General features: G+C 43.9%; 11 protein-coding genes and 1 riboswitch. Of the genes, 2 read left to right on the top strand and 9 right to left on the bottom strand.

The window, feature by feature from the left end; translation table 11 throughout:
- Positions 1–36: 36 nt before the first annotated feature.
- The 3 genes from thrA to metK all read right to left on the bottom strand — a co-directional run bounded on the left by thrA (position 37) and on the right by metK (position 6,477).
- The gene (thrA, locus tag F2B13_RS16640) at positions 37–3,423 is read right to left on the bottom strand and encodes a bifunctional aspartate kinase/homoserine dehydrogenase I (RefSeq protein ID WP_149304689.1); all 3,387 of its coding nucleotides are present in this window, start codon (positions 3,421–3,423) and stop codon (positions 37–39) included.
- Between the two features lie 73 nt (positions 3,424–3,496).
- Positions 3,497–4,789, bottom strand: coding sequence for an O-acetylhomoserine aminocarboxypropyltransferase/cysteine synthase family protein (locus tag F2B13_RS16635; protein ID WP_149277246.1), 1,293 nt, complete (start codon positions 4,787–4,789; stop codon positions 3,497–3,499).
- A gap of 208 nt (positions 4,790–4,997) precedes the next feature.
- A riboswitch (SAM riboswitch) is annotated at positions 4,998–5,142 on the bottom strand.
- A 78-nt stretch (positions 5,143–5,220) separates the two neighbouring features.
- A complete protein-coding gene (gene metK / locus F2B13_RS16630; protein ID WP_149277245.1) occupies positions 5,221–6,477 on the bottom strand; it encodes a methionine adenosyltransferase in 1,257 nt (418 codons plus the stop codon).
- A 369-nt stretch (positions 6,478–6,846) separates the two neighbouring features.
- Between metK and F2B13_RS16625 the strand changes: the two genes are divergently transcribed.
- Entirely contained in the window at positions 6,847–7,461 is a 615-nt protein-coding gene (locus tag F2B13_RS16625; protein ID WP_149277244.1) for a deoxynucleoside kinase, read from the top strand.
- 23 nt (positions 7,462–7,484) lie between these two features.
- Here the strand turns inward: F2B13_RS16625 and F2B13_RS16620 are convergent, their stop codons facing one another.
- The gene (locus F2B13_RS16620) at positions 7,485–8,489 is read right to left on the bottom strand and encodes an App1 family protein (protein WP_149277243.1); all 1,005 of its coding nucleotides are present in this window, start codon (positions 8,487–8,489) and stop codon (positions 7,485–7,487) included.
- Position 8,490: 1 nt separating this feature from the next.
- A complete protein-coding gene (locus F2B13_RS16615) occupies positions 8,491–9,756 on the bottom strand; it encodes an MgtC/SapB family protein (RefSeq protein ID WP_149277242.1) in 1,266 nt (421 codons plus the stop codon).
- A gap of 241 nt (positions 9,757–9,997) precedes the next feature.
- On the opposite strand from F2B13_RS16615, the gene F2B13_RS16610 reads away from it, so the two are divergent.
- Positions 9,998–10,702, top strand: a complete 705-nt coding sequence (locus F2B13_RS16610) for an energy transducer TonB (RefSeq protein ID WP_149277241.1) — start codon at positions 9,998–10,000, stop codon at positions 10,700–10,702.
- Positions 10,703–10,774: 72 nt separating this feature from the next.
- Here F2B13_RS16610 and F2B13_RS16605 read toward each other — a convergent pair whose 3' ends face one another.
- The 4 genes from F2B13_RS16605 to F2B13_RS16590 all read right to left on the bottom strand — a co-directional run bounded on the left by F2B13_RS16605 (position 10,775) and on the right by F2B13_RS16590 (position 17,531).
- On the bottom strand, positions 10,775–13,162 hold the full coding sequence (locus tag F2B13_RS16605; RefSeq protein ID WP_149304688.1) for a sodium-translocating pyrophosphatase: 2,388 nt from the start codon (positions 13,160–13,162) through the stop codon (positions 10,775–10,777).
- 111 nt (positions 13,163–13,273) lie between these two features.
- Positions 13,274–13,801, bottom strand: a complete 528-nt coding sequence (locus tag F2B13_RS16600) for an inorganic diphosphatase (protein WP_149277239.1) — start codon at positions 13,799–13,801, stop codon at positions 13,274–13,276.
- A 132-nt stretch (positions 13,802–13,933) separates the two neighbouring features.
- The gene (locus tag F2B13_RS16595; RefSeq protein ID WP_149277238.1) at positions 13,934–16,435 is read right to left on the bottom strand and encodes a DUF5686 family protein; all 2,502 of its coding nucleotides are present in this window, start codon (positions 16,433–16,435) and stop codon (positions 13,934–13,936) included.
- A 118-nt stretch (positions 16,436–16,553) separates the two neighbouring features.
- The gene (locus F2B13_RS16590; RefSeq protein WP_149277237.1) at positions 16,554–17,531 is read right to left on the bottom strand and encodes a pyruvate dehydrogenase complex E1 component subunit beta; all 978 of its coding nucleotides are present in this window, start codon (positions 17,529–17,531) and stop codon (positions 16,554–16,556) included.
- Positions 17,532–17,727: the final 196 nt, after the last annotated feature.

The following is a 17,727-nucleotide window of genomic DNA, read 5'->3' as shown; positions in this document are numbered from 1 at the left end:
TACCCATTTCACAAACCTAACTTTAGTGCCATCCCACTAGCCTTTTTCAGCTATTCTCAAAATATCACCAAACACCCCTCTTGCGGTGACTGCGGCCCCGGCCCCGGCTCCTTGGATCACCAATGGATGTTGACCATATGATTCCGTATAGATCTCAATGATGGAATCAGAGCCCTTCACCTGCCCTAAAGCACTTTCTTTGGCAACTGACACCAACTTTACCTCCAAAATACCCTTTTCTTCCTGTAGATTTCCGTGCAAGTCCCCGACGTAGCGCAATACATGTCCGGGCTTTTGGTTTTTCTTGACCTCATCGAACTTGGCGTCCAAGATATCCAGATGCTGGAGAAAGTTCTCTACCGAACCTTCCCTCAATTTTTCAGGAATAAGGTTTTCTATTAGTATATCGGAAAACTCATTGCTTAGATCGAGTTCCCTGGCCAAGATCAGCAGTTTTCTTCCTACATCGTTGCCCGATAGGTCTTCCCTAGGATCAGGCTCGGTAAAGCCTTTCTTCATGGCGTCTTTGATTATACTCGAAAAGGGTACATCGGCCTCCGAAAAGGTATTGAAAATGTAGCTCAGCGACCCTGAAAACACCCCCTTTATACCAGTGATGTTCTCTCCTGAAAGGTGTAACAACTTTATGGTATCGATTAAGGGAAGCCCCGCTCCCACATTGGTTTCATAAAGATATTGCTTCTGATGTTTGGTCAATTCATTCCGCAACTCTTGATAATAATCAAACCCCAAGGTATTCGCTATTTTGTTAGAGGATACCAAATCAAAACCGCTTTCAACGAAATCGAAATAGTGGGCTACAAATTCGCTATTGGCCGTATTGTCTACGGCTATCAAGTTTTCAAGATGCTTTTCCTTTGCAAAAGAAATCACATCTTCGATCGTATAAGGAACTCCTTTTTCAACGATAGCCGATTTCCAGTTCTTTGGTATACCATGCTTTGCCAAAAGGAGTTTTCTTGAATTCGCTACCGCGAAGACATTCAAGTCGATTCCCTTGCGTTTTTCGATAGTTTTGGTTGATTTTAATATCTGGTCGATTAAAGTACCCCCCACATTACCGTGTCCAAAAATGGCCAAATTGATTTTTTTGTTGATGCCGAAAATCTGACCGTGCATCACATTCAATGCCTTGTGCAGATCTGACTTTTTTACGACCATACTAACGTTCTTTCCTGAAACGGTATTATTGAAAAGAAGGGGTACGATTTGATTTTTAATCAGCGCGTTAAAAGGTCTATGAAAGGTACTGAGATCTTGGCCTACGATCGAAACCACGGAAACATCATCACGTACGGTAATGGTATTAATATCCTTTGATTCATAATCATTTTCAAATTCGGCATCCAAGGCCTTTTTAGCACTTAGAGCCCTATCCGTGTTGACTACCAGCCCTATACCCCTTTCCGAAGACCCCTGCGAAATGATGCTGACACTGATATTGTTTTCCTCCAAGGTCTTAAAAATACGGGCGTCAATACCTACTTTACCCAGTAGCCCCCTACCTTCTAGGTTGATTAGGGATACATTTTCGATAACGGACAAGGATTTTATCCCTTCCTTTTTAGTTTTGGCACTGATCAAAGTACCTTCACCGTCATCGTTGAAAGTATTGAGTATTCTCAAGGGAATATTCTTCTCGATCAAGGGAATTATCGTTTTGGCGTGAAGAATGGTCGCGCCGAAATTAGCCAGTTCATTGGCCTCACTATAGGACAGGCCAGCAATCCGTTTCGCATCCGGCACCAAATCGGGATTGGCCGTAAAAATACCATCGACATGCGTATAATTCTGTAGTTCTTCCGCATTCAAAAAATTGGCGAACAAGGCTGCCGAATAGTTGCTGCCATTTCGGCCCAATGTGGTGGTTTCACCCTGTTCATTAGAGGCGATAAACCCAGTAATGACCGGTACACTGTCTACATCGAGCTGTAGAAATTTGCGAAGAACGTTTTCTTTGGATGAGGTCTCGACAATCGAGGCGTTGCCAAATTCAGAATCAGTTTTTAAAAGCTCACGAGCATCCAAAAATTGGGCATTAATACCCTTACCAATCAAAAGCTTGGTCACCAATTTTGCTGAAATAAGCTCCCCAAAAGACAATGCCTGATCTTTAATTTTGGCACTGTAGTCACCCAATAGGGAAACCCCCTCGAGCAACTTTGCCAAACTTTTAAACTCGTCGGAAAGATGTATGTTTTTAAAAGTAGACTTTTGGTACTTCTCAAATGCCTCAAAATCTTTTGTATAATTCTTTCCTTTAGCCGCCTTGTCCAATAAGGCTTCGATTTGGTCGGTGGCCTTCCCACGGGCCGACAGTACGACCGCTATATTCTCGCCCGCCATTACTTTGCCCGTGACAATTTCAATAACCCTTTCAAGACCTTCCCCATTGGCCAATGATTTGCCGCCGAACTTCAATACCTTAACGCTTCTTCCCTTGCCGTTCTTACTAAAAATGGGCTTTAGCAATTGCTCCATTTGTTCGAACTCGATAAGGAAGGCATCATGGCCGTGCAGGGAGTTTACCTCCCCATAGGTTACATTGCTATTGGCCTGGGCAAGCCGTTTAAAGGTTTCCTTGTTTTCTTTGGCCGTAAAGAACAGATCGGAATCAACGCCAATGATATGAATGTTGGTATCACTGTTCTGCAAATCGATAAAATTCTGCTCCCCATAACGCATTACATCAATTGTTTTGAGCAATTGGTTCATCAACTTGTAAGCAGACAACTGAAAGCGCCCCTGTAGTTTTTCACCATGGTGCATAAGCCAACTCTCTACATTGAATACCTGCAACTCCTCGTTGGTGCTGCGCTTAAAACGCTCCTTGAACGATTCGGGCGTACGATAGCACAGCATCGCATGCATACGCGCGTCGTGTACGGGTTGCTTTGAATTGACCAAGAACTGCTCTTGTATCTGACAATTGGCAATCAACCAGTCGGTAGACTTCCAATCCGAAGCTACGGGAATTAAATGTTCAGTAATTTTCGGGTTCAGTGCCGCCATTTCCCAGGCAATTCCTCCTCCTAAAGAACCTCCTATAATGGCAAAGAGCCTACTTATTTGTAATTTTTCAAGTCCTAATAGGAATATTCGGGCTATATCGCCCGCCACAAAATCTTTATAATTGTCAATGATGAACTTATCATGACCATTGCCCGGAATGTTGAACGAAAGTATCGTGTATTTTTTGGTGTCGATACACTTACCTTCTCCAATCAATGCCGACCACCAGCCATCTTCGCCAGTGACATTCGAATTTCCGGTAAGGGCATGATTGACAAGTACTATGGGGGCTTGATAGAGCTCTTGACCGAACAATTGATAGGAGAGCTCAATATCTTGCGATATCCCGCTTAATGTGGTATACTTCTCAAGTTCTATATGATGTAGCATGTTCAATAGTTAGATGTATGGGGCGGCCTTTCTCTAGAAAACGAAAAGTGACCCCATACATCTGGTTTAACGCTTAGGCGAATACCGATTTATCGATTGTTGCAAATGCATTTTCCAAATCGGTTTTTAAATCTTCAAGATCTTCGAGGCCTACAGAAAGACGAATCAGATCTTTGGTAACCCCGGTCGATTCTTGCGCAGCATCATCGAGCTGTTGATGCGTGGTGCTGGCGGGGTGAATGATCAATGATTTCGTATCTCCGATATTGGCCAGTAGCGAGAATATCTTGGTTTCGTCGGCAATTTTCTTAGCGGATTCGAATCCTCCCTTGACGCCAAAAGTGATAATTCCACTTTGCCCTTTTGGCAGATATTTTTCGACTTGGGCAGCATACTTGCTATTTTTCAATCCGGGATAGTTAACCCAAGCCACTTCTTTACGATCTTGAAGCCACTCGGCCAAGGCCAAGGCATTCTTGCTGATTTGCTTCATACGGATATCCAAGGTTTCCAAGCCTTGTAAAATCTGCCATGAGTTAAATGGACTCGGTGCGCCCCCAAAATCGCGGAGGCCTTCTACGCGCACTTTGGCGATAAAAGCTGCAGGCCCCAAAGCTTCGTGGTATACCAAACCGTGGTACCCTGGTGAGGGCTCCGTAAATTCAGGAAACATGCCGTTTCCATAATCAAAAGTACCCGCGTCGATGATAATGCCGCCTAAAGACGTTCCGTTGCCATTAACGTATTTGGTCAAAGAATGAATAACGATATTGGCACCGTGCTCAATCGGGTTTAAAAGCGCCGGAGTCGCAACGGTATTATCGACTATAAAAGGAATTTTAGCTGCTTTGGCTTCTGAAGAAATCGCTTTTAGGTCCAAAACATCGAGTTTAGGATTTCCTAGGGATTCAACAAAAATAGCCCTCGTATTTTCTTTTACGGCCTTTCCAAAATTGGAAGCGTCTTCTGGATCGACGAAGGTTGTAGTTATGCCCAATCGAGGAAGCGTATTCGACAATAGATTATAAGTACCCCCGTAAAGGCTACTCGATGCCACAATATGGTCTCCGGCCCTTAAAAGCACCATCAAGGCCGTTGAAATGGCTGCCGTTCCCGACGCCGTGGCTACAGCGGCGATTCCGCCTTCCAAAGCCGCCATACGTTGTTCTAGCACATCATTGGTGGGATTGTTCAGACGGGTATATATGTACCCTGTTTCCGAAAGGTTGAACAGATTGGCCGCATGATCGGCATTGTTAAATACATAAGCCGTACTTTGGTAAATGGGCACGGCACGAGTACCGGCGTTAGCCTTCACGTCGTGCCCGGCATGAAGTGCATTCGTTGAAAATTTTTGATCACTCATAATTACTTGTTTTGTGTATTCAAATGATAGTTGAACACTGGTTTTTAACAGTTTGCTCAAGCCTTAACTCCTAACCTTTGCTGGCGACGCCATGTTATTTTGCAACACCAATGTACAAAATAGCGAAAAGCACAACCCTCATCAAGGACGTGGGAATAAGGTATACTAAAAAGTTATAAGAAAGTGAAAATTACGGGAGTAATCTTTTTTGTTATCTATTCTTGCCTTTACCAAGGTGCCGATACGGAGTCAGCGTCAAGATAGAATGTAGCACCTTCTCCATTTCCATCGATGGATACGAAGGGTTGCTAAGGCTTCAAAGGGTCTATTCCCTCCACCTTTCTTGATAACTAGTCAATACGTGTTTGAACTTTTGAACGACAAATATAGGCTCGAAAAATTAAATATTCCCTTTTTTTTCATAAAAAAGTTTACAACTTAAACGCTTTTTTAACCTCATCGACCATATCCAATTTCTCCCATGTAAAGAGCTCCACTTCTTTTTCAACACGCCCATTGTAAGGAGATTCAAAGACCTTCTTGACCAACTTAGGCATTTTACCCATATGGCCATACGCGGCAGTTTCCAAATAAATAGGATTTCGCAACTTCAATCTGTTCTCTATAGCAAAAGGTCTCATATCAAAAAGTTTTTCCACAACTTTTGCGATTTCACCGTCCTTTAGAGGGACCTTGGCCGTACCATAGGTTTCGACAAAAATAGAAGTAGGTTTGACGACCCCAATGGCATAACTTACTTGTACTAAAATTTCATCGGCCACACCGGCAGCCACCAGATTTTTAGCGATATGCCTTGAGGCATAAGCGGCACTGCGATCTACTTTACTGGGGTCTTTACCACTAAATGCACCGCCACCATGGGCGCCCTTGCCTCCGTAGGTATCAACCACTATCTTTCTTCCTGTTAGACCGGTATCACCATGAGGCCCACCAATTACAAACTTGCCGGTAGGGTTGATATGGTACTCAATATTTTCGTCAAAAAGACGCTGGAGGTTCTCCGGCAGTTGACTTTTGACTTTTGGGATCAAGATCGTTACCATATCTTTTTTAATCTTGGCCAGCATTTCTGTATCATCGGTATTGAATGCGTCATGTTGGGTAGAAATCACGATAGTATCGATACGTTGCGGTACATTATCGTCAGAATATTCTATGGTCACCTGCGCCTTGGCATCAGGTCTCAAATAGTCGATCTCGGTTCCTGATTTTCGCAATTCGGCCAAGGTGCGCAAAATCCTATGGGAAATATCAAGCGCCAAAGGCATGTAATTTGAGGTTTCATTCGTCGCATAACCGAACATCATTCCCTGATCCCCAGCGCCCTGCTCCTCTTTAGATCCACGGTCAACACCCTGATTGATATCTTGCGATTGTTCATGGATCAAAGAAATCACACCACAGGAGTCGCCGCTAAACTGATATTCCCCTTTCGTATAACCGATTTTGTTGATCACTTCTCTCGCAATGTGCTGCACGTCGAGATAGGTATGACTTTTGACCTCACCGGCCAAGACCACTTGCCCTGTCGTCACCAAAGTCTCGCAGGCCACCTTACTTTCCGGGTCGAAGGCCAAAAAATTGTCCAGAAGTGCATCACTAATTTGATCGGCAACTTTATCCGGATGTCCCTCACTCACAGACTCGGAAGTGAATAAATATGGCATAACTAATTATTTTAATGAGAGGGATTCTAGCAACTGCCGTAGAAGTATAATGCAACGATTTGTTGTCATTAACTGCTTTAGCATTTTTTATACTACACCTTATAATCTGCAAATGGATTATTTCAGCATCTAGCCTATAGACCAGATCCAGACCGGAGTCTGGAAAGAGGTTGCAATCAGTCAAATCCCTCCTCTTTTATTTATACAGGCAAAAGTAGGTATTTATACAGGAAATAAAAAAGTAATCGGCTCTCATAATTATTGCCCAATTAGTTTCCCTAATTCTTTTCCTTACTCAAGATACTTTGTATCTTGTACCCTCCAATACATTTTTACGACAGCAACACATCCATTAATATAGTAGACTCGATGCACATAGCAGTTGCCGGGAATATCGGTGCCGGAAAAACCACTTTAACGCGCTTACTTTCAAAACACTACCAATGGGAAGCCAATTTTGAAGACGTTGTCGACAATCCTTATCTCGACGATTTTTATACCCAAATGGAGCGTTGGAGTTTTAATCTACAGATATATTTTCTCAACCACCGCTATCGTCAAATCCTTAAAATTCGGGAAAGCGGCAAGAACATCATTCAGGATCGTACAATCTACGAAGATGCCTACATTTTTGCCCCTAACCTTCACGCCATGGGCTTAATGACCAATCGCGACTTTACCAATTATAAAGGATTGTTCGAGTTGATGGAAAGTTTGGTGCAGCCCCCCGATCTGCTCATTTACCTAAGAAGTACCATTCCTAATTTAGTGAACCAAATTCACAAACGAGGGCGGGAATATGAAAATAGTATATCCATCGATTATTTAAGTCGCCTCAACGAGCGTTATGAAGCGTGGATTCACGATTACAAAAAAGGTAACCTTCTGGTGATCGATGTAGATCATATCAATTTCGTAGACAAGCCCGAAGATCTAGGCACCGTAATCAATAAAATAGACGCGGAAATTCACGGACTTTTCTAAAGGGCAGACGTGCTACAAACGCTTTAGATAAACCCTCTTTGCTTGGCATCCGCAACAGCGTCTTCGCTTCGCTCAACCAACAATACAGGCGTCGTTTTATAATTTTCGAACAACCCCTTGACCCGGTCCATTTTACCCCTGTGGGCTACACTCCTCAAATAAATCGCCAAAATTCTGTCAGGATTCCATTCTGCGATCTCCTTATAGATATCCGCATCATGTTCACCACTGTCACCTATCAATATAAACTTTAGATCGGGGTATGTATTCAAAATATTAAGTATCTCCTTTTGTTTTTGTGGTTTTTCCTCCTCTTTTTTTCGCCTTCGGAATTTGGGAAAGTTCCTGAGCAATATAGGTCCTTTGGGGAAATTGTTTTTTTGTAGGAAAAACTCTAGGTAGCGGTATAAGTTCCAAGGACTGTGGCTAACATAGAAAATAGGATTTGCCTTTTTTCCGGATGGTCCCCGATGCAGTAGATTATACAACTCGGCGGCTCCCTTTAGGGGCAATCGATTCCCGGGGGTCTTGAAAACCGTATTTATCAAGACGCGCCACTTCAATGAAGAAACGACACCGGTATGCAATATCGTATCGTCTATATCACTGATCACCCCATAATCAGCCGTTATGGAGGGAATCAAAAGCTCCGCCGGAAATCGGTTCTGATGGAGAATCTCACGCTTTAACGTAGTATCTGCATAAGAGATTTCATAACTCAGCCAATCTTCGGAATTCGTAAGCTTCCCGAGGCTATCAAGCGAAATATCGACCAAATAATACCCATGGGCGTCGGTAATGCCCTCAACCGTTCTACCATCGGGTAGTCTAAGTTGTATCGGTGTATTTCTAATCTCATCGGTTTCAAACCGCTTATAGGTGTTCCATATCAACGTAAAAAAATCTTTTTTTGAGAGGTCGATCTCTTCATCTTCCAGAGCACGACCCCTGGCATAAAAATGAGAATCTGTACCATAGCCTTGAAAAGCGATTATCTGTAACTTATCTTTTTTTCCGAACCAACCCATATCAAAAATGCCAATTTTCGGGCCATACCCACATAATCAATAAGCCGGCCAGTATGGAAAGTCCGAATGATATGCTTACCCATTTCATGAGCTGCTTCGTACCCAGCACCGAAGCCATTGCCCCTTTGAAGAGCAGGTTAGATAACGTGGCGAGCAAAATTAAGCGCCAACCGGTAGAGGTCGCGAGGTTATCATCCTTCATAAGATTGGAAAGGGATAACGTAATCGCATCGACATCGGTCAGACCGCTAATGATAGCCACTATATATAGGCCGCTTTCTCCAAACTGTTCTTTGGTAAAGGCGACAGCCAACAAAATAAGGCCGTAGAGCAAACCAAAAATAAGGGCACTTTTAAATTGTGCAGGATTTTCTGGCTCAGGCATATCATCATCCTTTTCATCTTTGTTAATAACGTAAAACAAGCTACCACAAATCAAAGTCATACATATCAGTTCGGCTACTAAAGGTAAGGCAATACTATTCAATTTCTCGGGGATAACGACCCCCACTTCGACCATCACCCGAATCAATGCAACGGCCGAGGCGGTCACAATGATAAAAGCTGCAATTTTATTGATGTTCTTGGCATCGACGGTCTTTCTTGCGTAACTCACCGTAGTGGCCGTACTACTGATGAGTCCCCCTAAAATACCATTCGAGACGATGCCTGCTTTTTTGCCTAAAAATTTATACAGAAAGTACCCGACTACGCTAATGCCGACAATGAGCACGACCATGAGCCATATATTATGTGGGTTGAGTACCTTGTACGGACCATAGGTTTGGTCGGGCAATACGGGCAAAACGATCAAAGAAATACCTGCGAAGGTCATGATGGCAGCCAAATCCTTCTCCATCAAATTTTCGATAAAATCGTGTAAATGCTCTTTGACATAAAGTAGAATAGCCATCATACCCCCTACTATTACTGCAATTACCTGATTGCCCATGACCAAATAGCCCCCCAGTGCGAACATCAAAAGTGCTGCCACTTCAGTAGTTTGGCCCACGTCGGCATCATCGAACTTTTTAAGCTTTATGATATTGGCAGCGATTAGAAGCGCCGTTATGGCCAGCCCCAATACAGGAAGAATATAGGGGTTATCAAGATCACGCGTCAAAAACCCCGATAAGACCCCAAGAATGGCAATCAGAGTGAACGTACGTACCCCTGCCATCTTATTATCGGTTCGTTGTCGTTGCAGGCCCACTAAAAGACCGAGCCCAAAAGCAATTCCCAAAGTAATAAGGTCCTTATAATCCATAAGACTATGAATATACTACAAATCCCGAATAAAACTTGGCGTAATCACAAGACCCATGCTTAGTGTCAATAAAATTAGTAACCGGGTCAAACCCGCCTGGGCTCCTGACTATTTTACTTCAGGAATTGGCGCCCATAGACGTCGGTTCCCTAAACGAGCCAGGCAGTTCCCTCATTTGTCATTTTTAAAACGACACGACTATACTATGTTTAGGTCATTATTAATCTGAAATCCTTGAAAAATGAAGCCTAAAAAAAATCCGCACAAAGATCTTAACCGTAACCAAAGCCTCTATTTTGTTATGGCCCTGTTCCTGGTTTTATTAATGACCTTTCTCGCTCTGGAATGGAAAACTTATGACTCTAATTACAATTACGATACCTCAATGAATCTTCAGGAAGAACTTATCGAGGAAGTACCTATTACCATTCATTATAAAACGCCACCCCCACCTCCCGTTAAGGCACCACCGATTATCGAAGTTGTAGAAAATAAAAAGGATATAGAAGAAACCTTTATTGACGATTCGGAAACGGACCAAGAAGAGGAAATTCTAAACGTTGAGGACATAATGGTCGATGAGATATTAGAAGAGCCTGAGGAAATATCGTTTATAGTGATTGAAGACGTACCTGTATTTCCAGGTTGCGAAAAAGCGAAGGACAAGCGCGCCTGCTTTCAAGAAATGATGAAAAAACATATTTCGAAATACTTTCGTTATCCTGAAATCGCTCGTGAAATGGGAATTGAAGGCCGTGTCAACACTTTGTTTATTATTCAAAAAGACGGTACTATCGGTAATGTTCAAATGCGCGGACCGGACAAAAGTTTGGAAGCTGAAGCCCTACGGATTATCGATAAGTTGCCGAAAATGGTACCTGGCAAACAGCGGGGCACACCGGTAAGGGTTCCCTTTAGCCTACCGATTTATTTCAAACTGCAGTAGGTAGGGTGCAAAAAAAAAAAGAAGGGGACGCCTTGACAGCGCCCCCTTGGTTTATTTCGAATAAAGAATGAGCTATTTTCGAATATCGATGGTCTCGATTGTGATTTCACTTTCGTTTCCTTTTGAATTGACAGTAGTCTGCTCAAAATCTTTCAACTGTTGCTCGACCTCGGCCTTCGTACCTTTAAACGTAATTTCTTTCATGCTTTCCTTTCCATTGACGACCGAAGTATAGGCAATCGTGGCCTCTGATAATTCATCATTTTCTACGTTCATTTCTACCTTTATTTCCTTTGAATTCTCGGTACTGGCCATTCCCGTCGCATTCATAGCGATACTCGGCGCAATGACCAAGGCCACTACTGACATCAACTTCAAAAGAATGTTCAGGGAAGGTCCGGAAGTATCCTTAAAAGGATCGCCTACGGTATCTCCAACCACGGCGGCTTTGTGAGCATCGGAACCTTTACGGCCATCGCTCTCAATGGTCTTTTTAGCATTGTCCCACGCGCCCCCGGCATTGGATTGAAAAATGGCCATCAATACCCCGGCAGAGGTAACCCCCGCCAAAAGGCCTCCCAACATCTCAGCACCTCCCAGAAAGCCAACGGCCACGGGAACGGCTATCGCCAATAGACCTGGCAATACCATTTCTTTAATGGAAGCCTGCGTAGAAATGGCCACACATTTTTCATATTCGGCAACCCCGTCCGCCTCATCGAAAATGGCCCTTTGTTCAGGAGTCGCTTTTGACATGTCAGAATCGACGGCACGCATGACCTCTAGAGCCGCCTTTAGCTGAGGAATATCCCTAAACTGGCGACGTACTTCCTCGATCATGGCCATAGCAGCACGGCCCACAGCGTTCATGGAAAGAGCGGAAAAAACGAAGGGCAACATAGCACCCACCAAAAGACCGGCCATTACCGTTGGCTTGGCCACATCGATCGCGACCACATTGGCAGTCTGCATGAAAGCGGCAAAAAGGGCCAAAGCGGTCAATGCCGCTGAAGCGATCGCGAAGCCTTTACCAATGGCTGCCGTCGTATTACCTACCGCATCCAATTTATCGGTTCTCTCGCGCACTTCACTGGGTAATTCGGCCATTTCGGCAATACCACCGGCATTATCGGAAATTGGTCCGTATGCATCAACGGCCAATTGAATCCCTGTATTGGCGAGCATGCCTACGGCAGCGATGGCGATTCCGTACAATCCCGCAAAGTGGTGCGATATCAAAATAGCTGCAGCAATCAAAAGAATGGGGAACATCGTAGACATCATACCTACACCCAAACCAGCTATAATATTGGTAGCCGCCCCTGTTTCTGATTGGCGCACAATGGCATTCACGGGCTTGGTACCGGTTCCGGTATAATATTCGGTCACCTTACCCACGGCAAGACCAGCAATAAGTCCGGCCAAAACGGCAAAGAAGACCCCCATGGAACCATACTCTACGCCTCCAAAGGTCCAACTCTCTGGCAGCATGGTATCAATTATAAAATAAGAGGCCACCAACATAAGACCGGCGGAACCAAATTCACCAATGTTCAAAGCGGTCTGTGGGTTGCCCCCGTCCTTAACTCTTACAAAAAAAGTACCCACGATGGACATGATGATACCAATAGCGGCCAATACTAAAGGCAAGTAAACTGCTCCAAGACCATCATACGCTGCTTCAAAGGCGGGGATCTGCACAAAAGCGGCCCCCAAAACCATAGTACCAATGATGGAGCCTACATACGATTCAAATAAATCGGCGCCCATACCGGCTACATCTCCAACATTGTCACCCACATTATCGGCAATGGTAGCGGGATTCAAAGGATGATCTTCCGGTATACCGGCTTCAACCTTACCCACCAAATCAGCACCAACATCGGCAGCTTTCGTATATATTCCGCCGCCCACACGTGCAAAAAGAGCAATGGAAGAAGCTCCTAGTGAAAAACCAGAAAGTACGTTCAACACCTCTCCTAATTCCCAGCCTTGACCACTATACAACATAAACAAGGAGCTCAGGCCCAATACACCAAGACCTACAACCCCTAGACCCATAACCGCACCCCCTGCAAAAGCCACTTCAAGGGCCTTGCCCAAGGAGGTCCGTGCCGCTTGTGTAGTTCTTACGTTGGCCTTTGTCGCCACTTTCATGCCGATAAAGCCCGCCAGTGCGGAACAAATGGCACCAACTATAAAAGAAACGGCCACCATACCGTTAGAGCCGACCTCATTGCTGCCTTTAAAGAACAACAAAATGGCAACGGCCACAACAAAGACACTTAATATTTTATATTCCGCCTTAAGGAAAGACATGGCGCCATCTGCGATGTTCTTGGCAATTCGTGCCATCTTAGCATCGCCTACATCTTGTTTGGACACCCATCCGCTCTTGATAAAAACGTACAGCAAGGCCAAAATGCCAAATGCCGGTAAAGACTTTATAACTAATTCCATTTGTTTGATTATTTATAGTTTTTTTAACGGGGGCTAAAGTAGTAAAATTGGGCTGAATAAAAAAAGCCCTGTTCTATTAAAAACAAGGCTCGTTTTACGTCTAAAATTTCGTTATATCATAAAGGTACGTCTGTCTTTATGCTCACTTTCGGCATACCTCTTAACGCATTCATGGTATATTTTAATGGCTTCTTCCGCATTTCCCCATCCACCTGTATCGACCTTCTTTTCTTCAAGGTCTTTATAGACTTGAAAAAAGTGCTCTATTTCTTTAAGACGATGTGGGTTGAGATGCGAAATATCCTTGCGTTTGCTCCAAACCGGATCGGATACGGGAACACAGATAATTTTTTCATCGGGACCTTTTTCGTCGGCCATATGAAAAACCCCAATCGGCCGCACTTCCATTACAACCATCGGATACGAAGGTTCCGTACCCAATACGAGAACGTCCAATGGGTCTTTGTCCAAAGCCAAGGTCTCGGGAATAAAACCATAATCTCCGGGATACATCATCGAGGAAAACAAGGTTCTATCAAAACGGATTTTGTGCAACGTAAAGTCGTATTCATATTTATTTCTACTTCCCTTTGGAATTTCGATCAAAACATCGAAAGACAGCATGTTCTTTTTCGCCATTATTCACTTTTTAAGGTTGCAAAGGTAACAAAAATAGAGGCTTCGGGGATGGGAAAGCGGTGTAAATAAAGGGTTAAATTCCGATACAAGACCACTCCGACGTCAATTTGGGCAAGAAACCTCGTTTCGTCCCTAAAAGTCAAATCCGAAGGTGCCCGTAATACTGAAAGGCCGTGCCAAAGGACTATCCAAATAATTTCCCCGAAAGTTGAAGTCTATTCTCAGTATTTTGAAAATATTGCCAACACCGAAAGAATATTCGTAGTATATTTTATCGGAAGGGGCCTGTAAAGGGGTGCTTACCGTAGCTGGAGCACTCAATGCGATATTCTCATCCGATAGCTGCCCCCATACCCCGCGCAGGCCGACGATCTCCCGTAAATTTAATTTCCGGATAAGCGGTATTCTTGAGAACAGTCTTCCGTTAAAATTGTGTTGTAGGTGTAGCGACACATAGGTATCGGTGACGAATTCATAGAAATCAAGATTCGGAAAAGTTCCATAATTAGAGAACACGGTCTGGTTGCCCGGAATAACGTTGAGCAGTCCCAGAGGCACTTCACCAAAGGTCTTGCCTATTTCGACCGTACTGTATAGCCTACCGAACCCCCCGACTTGCCAGGGCTGGGTATAGGCAAATTGTAGTTTACTGTAATTGAAATCACTACCGAAAATTCCATCGGTACCTTTGGTATAGCTTAGCAATAGAGTGCTGTAATAGTCGTTGATTCCCCTTCGCTCGACCCCATAGCCGATCGTTTTCTTACCCGGGGTATAGATCAATAAAGCATTAAAATCAAATTGGCGAATTTCAGAAGATACCCCGGTGGGCGATTCAGGATCGATATAATCAAGACTAAAGGCTTCGGGCAGTGCCGAACTCAAGGTACGAAAAGTAGCCCCCACCCCGAACCGTACATTAGTAATGGGTTCCATTTCGAAGCCTACTTTGCTCAGGTTGATATTTGTCAGTCGATTGTTCGCCCCTACGGTTACCAGAGATGAAGAGGCGATACTTCGGCCCAATACGTCTTGGGTGGCCGTCAAGCTCACGCCAAGCTGTTCGATATCACGACGATTGCCGCCCGATAGAATGAGACGCGTTTTCCGATCCAATAGAAACTTACCGGAAGCTCCATGCTTGAACTTGTGATCCATAAAGCCATAGGCCATGTACCCTTCCAACCTCCAAAGGTCGTTCTCGCCAAAATACGTTCTCGCCCCTGCCCTGATTCTAGGTCCTTCAGCTTGATTATAGCCAAAAACATCGTAGACCGAACCAATATCCATATTCCATTTGTCAATTTCCACATAGCCCGAACCCAAAATGCTGACCAAATTATAATATGACTTGAATTTCGGTACGGTTTTCAAGGTATCCAGCAACTGATAAATCCCTTTTTCATCTTTATTTAGGCTTTCCAATCGATTGTTCCGCCAAAATGTACTATCGCGATTCATGACCTCCGGGGCATAGGGATTATTTTCCATATCATAGAAATCGCGGGGCTTTTTCTGGTCAAAGGAGTAATTGTCATATACGGTAGTACGCTTACCATATACCCCTCTGGACTCCTCCTTTTTCTGAAAGCTGAAATCGCTCATCATATAATCACGCTTCAGTAAAAATATCGAATCGTTCACCACCTCGAAATCCTGTTCGATATAGATTTCCTTTACCCAGTTAATATTGGCACTTTTTGTAACCTCTAAATTGATATTCTTAATGGCATAGGTCGAATCGTTTACCCAAAAGTCGCCCTTGAAGGTCAATTCGTTCTTCCGCCTCGGGTAATAGACTATGTTGTAACACCATTTATGGTCAATAAAGGCACTATCTCGAAGGGCATAGTTGTAGGTATCGACGCCTGTACGTGATAACGGACTCGTAAAACTTTTATCGAAAAACTTCAGATAATTATCGTAAACATCATATTCTTGGTAGAGGTCGGCTACAAAAGCGATGATCGCCTGATTATTGTCAAAACCGGAATTTTTATTCCCTAAGATATCTTCCTTCTCTTCGTCGATTAGATTATCCCCGTAGACTTTAGAGAACGTTTCGTTCAAAAAAATGGGCAGGTAAGTCTTTCCTGTTATGCGTGAAGTATCCAAATCTTTGAAAACGAACTCAAGCCCTTTAAAAATCTTACGTTTCATCAGGGCACTATCGATGGTATTCAGGTCAAACTCTACCTTTTCATATTTGTCATACGCATACTGTTTGAATTTCCGCACCCCGTTTTCCCTTTTCTTGGCCCATATTTTTTTCAATATCTCAACGGCAGGGTTGTTCTTCTTCGGTTGCTTGCCTCCGATGAGCACGACTTCGTCTAACTGTTGGGAAGCTTCCTTCATCCGAATCTCCAAATCGTACATTATCCTAGAAGGCAGTGGCATCTCTAAATTCTCATACCCTATAAACGATACCACCAAGGTGTCATGCGTAGTGTCCGATTCCAAATAGAAGTGCCCATTGTCATCGGTGATGGTACCCTCGGTACTGTTCTTGAACAGAATATTTGCAAAAGCCACGGGTACGTTCGATTCATCGACCACTACACCGCCGACTTTGCTTTGTGCGGCTCCAAAAAGTGTAAAAAGAAAAAGCAGTGGAAAAAGAATATTCTTCATTGGCAGGAATGTCTCATGACGATGCAGGCAAAAAGTGTACCAGAGCTAGGGGTGTCAAAAAAAAGCTCTGCCAGCCGTAGGCCCGCAAAGCAAAAGTACTTTTACAAATTCGTTATCCTTATTTATATAACACTTTCTTAACAGCTTTTATGACATCTTCCTGATTGGGCAACCACTCTTCCAACAATACGGGCGAATAGGGTGCTGGGGTATCTGCCGTATTGATACGCTGGATAGGAGCATCCAAATAATCGAAAGCATGCGCCTGGACATGATATGTTATTTCTGTCGATACATTGCCAAAAGGCCAAGCCTCTTCTAAAATCACCAACCGATTGGTTTTCTTGACCGAGTTTACAATAGCGTCATAATCCAAAGGCTTTACGGTACGCAGATCGATAATTTCGCAGCTAATGTCTTCCTTTTCAAGTTTTTCCGCCGCTTTGACGGCTTCCTTTATGATTTTTCCGAAAGAGACAATGGTCACGTCGGATCCTTCCCGTCGAATATCGGCTACGCCCAAAGGGATAGTATATTCCCCTTCGGGTACTTCGCCTTTATCGCCGTACATTTGTTCCGATTCCATAAAAATTACGGGGTCGTCATCGCGAATGGCAGATTTCAAAAGTCCCTTGGCATCGGCGGGATTCGATGGCACTACCACCTTTAGACCGGGGCAGTTGGCATACCAGCTCTCGAAGGCCTGTGAGTGCGTTGCCGCCAATTGACCTGCCGAGGCCGTAGGCCCACGAAATACAATAGGGCAAGGAAACTGGCCTCCTGACATCTGACGTATTTTTGCGGCATTGTTTATAATCTGGTCGATACCCACTAAGGCAAAATTAAAGGTCATGAACTCGATGATGGGGCGATTCCCGGTCATCGTAGAACCTACCCCGATACCGGCAAAACCCAATTCGGAAATTGGTGTATCGATCACTCGCTTGGCACCGAACTCATCCAACATCCCCTTAGATGCCTTGTAGGCCCCATTGTATTCGGCGACTTCCTCACCCATGAGGTAGATGGATTCATCTCTCCTCATTTCTTCCGTCATCGCTTCGGCAATGGCTTCCCTAAATTGTAAAGTCTTCATGTTTGAAGTGTTTTATAAAGAGTATCTTTTATGACTAGCGCAAAAAACGCAAGCAAAAATAGGAAAATATATGTCAATTAGCGGATTGTAAGAATCAAAAAAAGTTACAAAATTTACTATGCATGCATAGTAAATTTGAAAAAGATTAGCTATCTTCGTGGCACAAAAACACTTGTTAAAAACACAACCGGTGCCG

Origin of the sequence: Pareuzebyella sediminis, assembly GCF_008367235.1 — a bacterium.
Classification (GTDB): domain Bacteria; phylum Bacteroidota; class Bacteroidia; order Flavobacteriales; family Flavobacteriaceae; genus Pareuzebyella; species Pareuzebyella sediminis.
This window is presented reverse-complemented; position numbering and strand designations above follow the sequence as displayed.

Excerpts from the sequence above, each read along its gene's own strand:
- F2B13_RS16610 (WP_149277241.1), top strand. The coding sequence starts at position 9,998 with ATGAAGCCTAAAAAAAATCCGCACAAAGATCTTAACCGTAACCAAAGC.
- F2B13_RS16620 (WP_149277243.1), bottom strand. The coding sequence starts at position 8,489 with ATGGGTTGGTTCGGAAAAAAAGATAAGTTACAGATAATCGCTTTTCAA.
- thrA (WP_149304689.1), bottom strand. The coding sequence starts at position 3,423 with ATGCTACATCATATAGAACTTGAGAAGTATACCACATTAAGCGGGATA.
- metK (WP_149277245.1), bottom strand. The coding sequence starts at position 6,477 with ATGCCATATTTATTCACTTCCGAGTCTGTGAGTGAGGGACATCCGGAT.
- F2B13_RS16590 (WP_149277237.1), bottom strand. The coding sequence starts at position 17,531 with ATGAAGACTTTACAATTTAGGGAAGCCATTGCCGAAGCGATGACGGAA.
- F2B13_RS16605 (WP_149304688.1), bottom strand. The coding sequence starts at position 13,162 with ATGGAATTAGTTATAAAGTCTTTACCGGCATTTGGCATTTTGGCCTTG.
- F2B13_RS16625 (WP_149277244.1), top strand. The coding sequence starts at position 6,847 with ATGCACATAGCAGTTGCCGGGAATATCGGTGCCGGAAAAACCACTTTA.
- F2B13_RS16635 (WP_149277246.1), bottom strand. The coding sequence starts at position 4,789 with ATGAGTGATCAAAAATTTTCAACGAATGCACTTCATGCCGGGCACGAC.
- F2B13_RS16600 (WP_149277239.1), bottom strand. The coding sequence starts at position 13,801 with ATGGCGAAAAAGAACATGCTGTCTTTCGATGTTTTGATCGAAATTCCA.
- F2B13_RS16595 (WP_149277238.1), bottom strand. The coding sequence starts at position 16,435 with ATGAAGAATATTCTTTTTCCACTGCTTTTTCTTTTTACACTTTTTGGA.
- F2B13_RS16615 (WP_149277242.1), bottom strand. The coding sequence starts at position 9,756 with ATGGATTATAAGGACCTTATTACTTTGGGAATTGCTTTTGGGCTCGGT.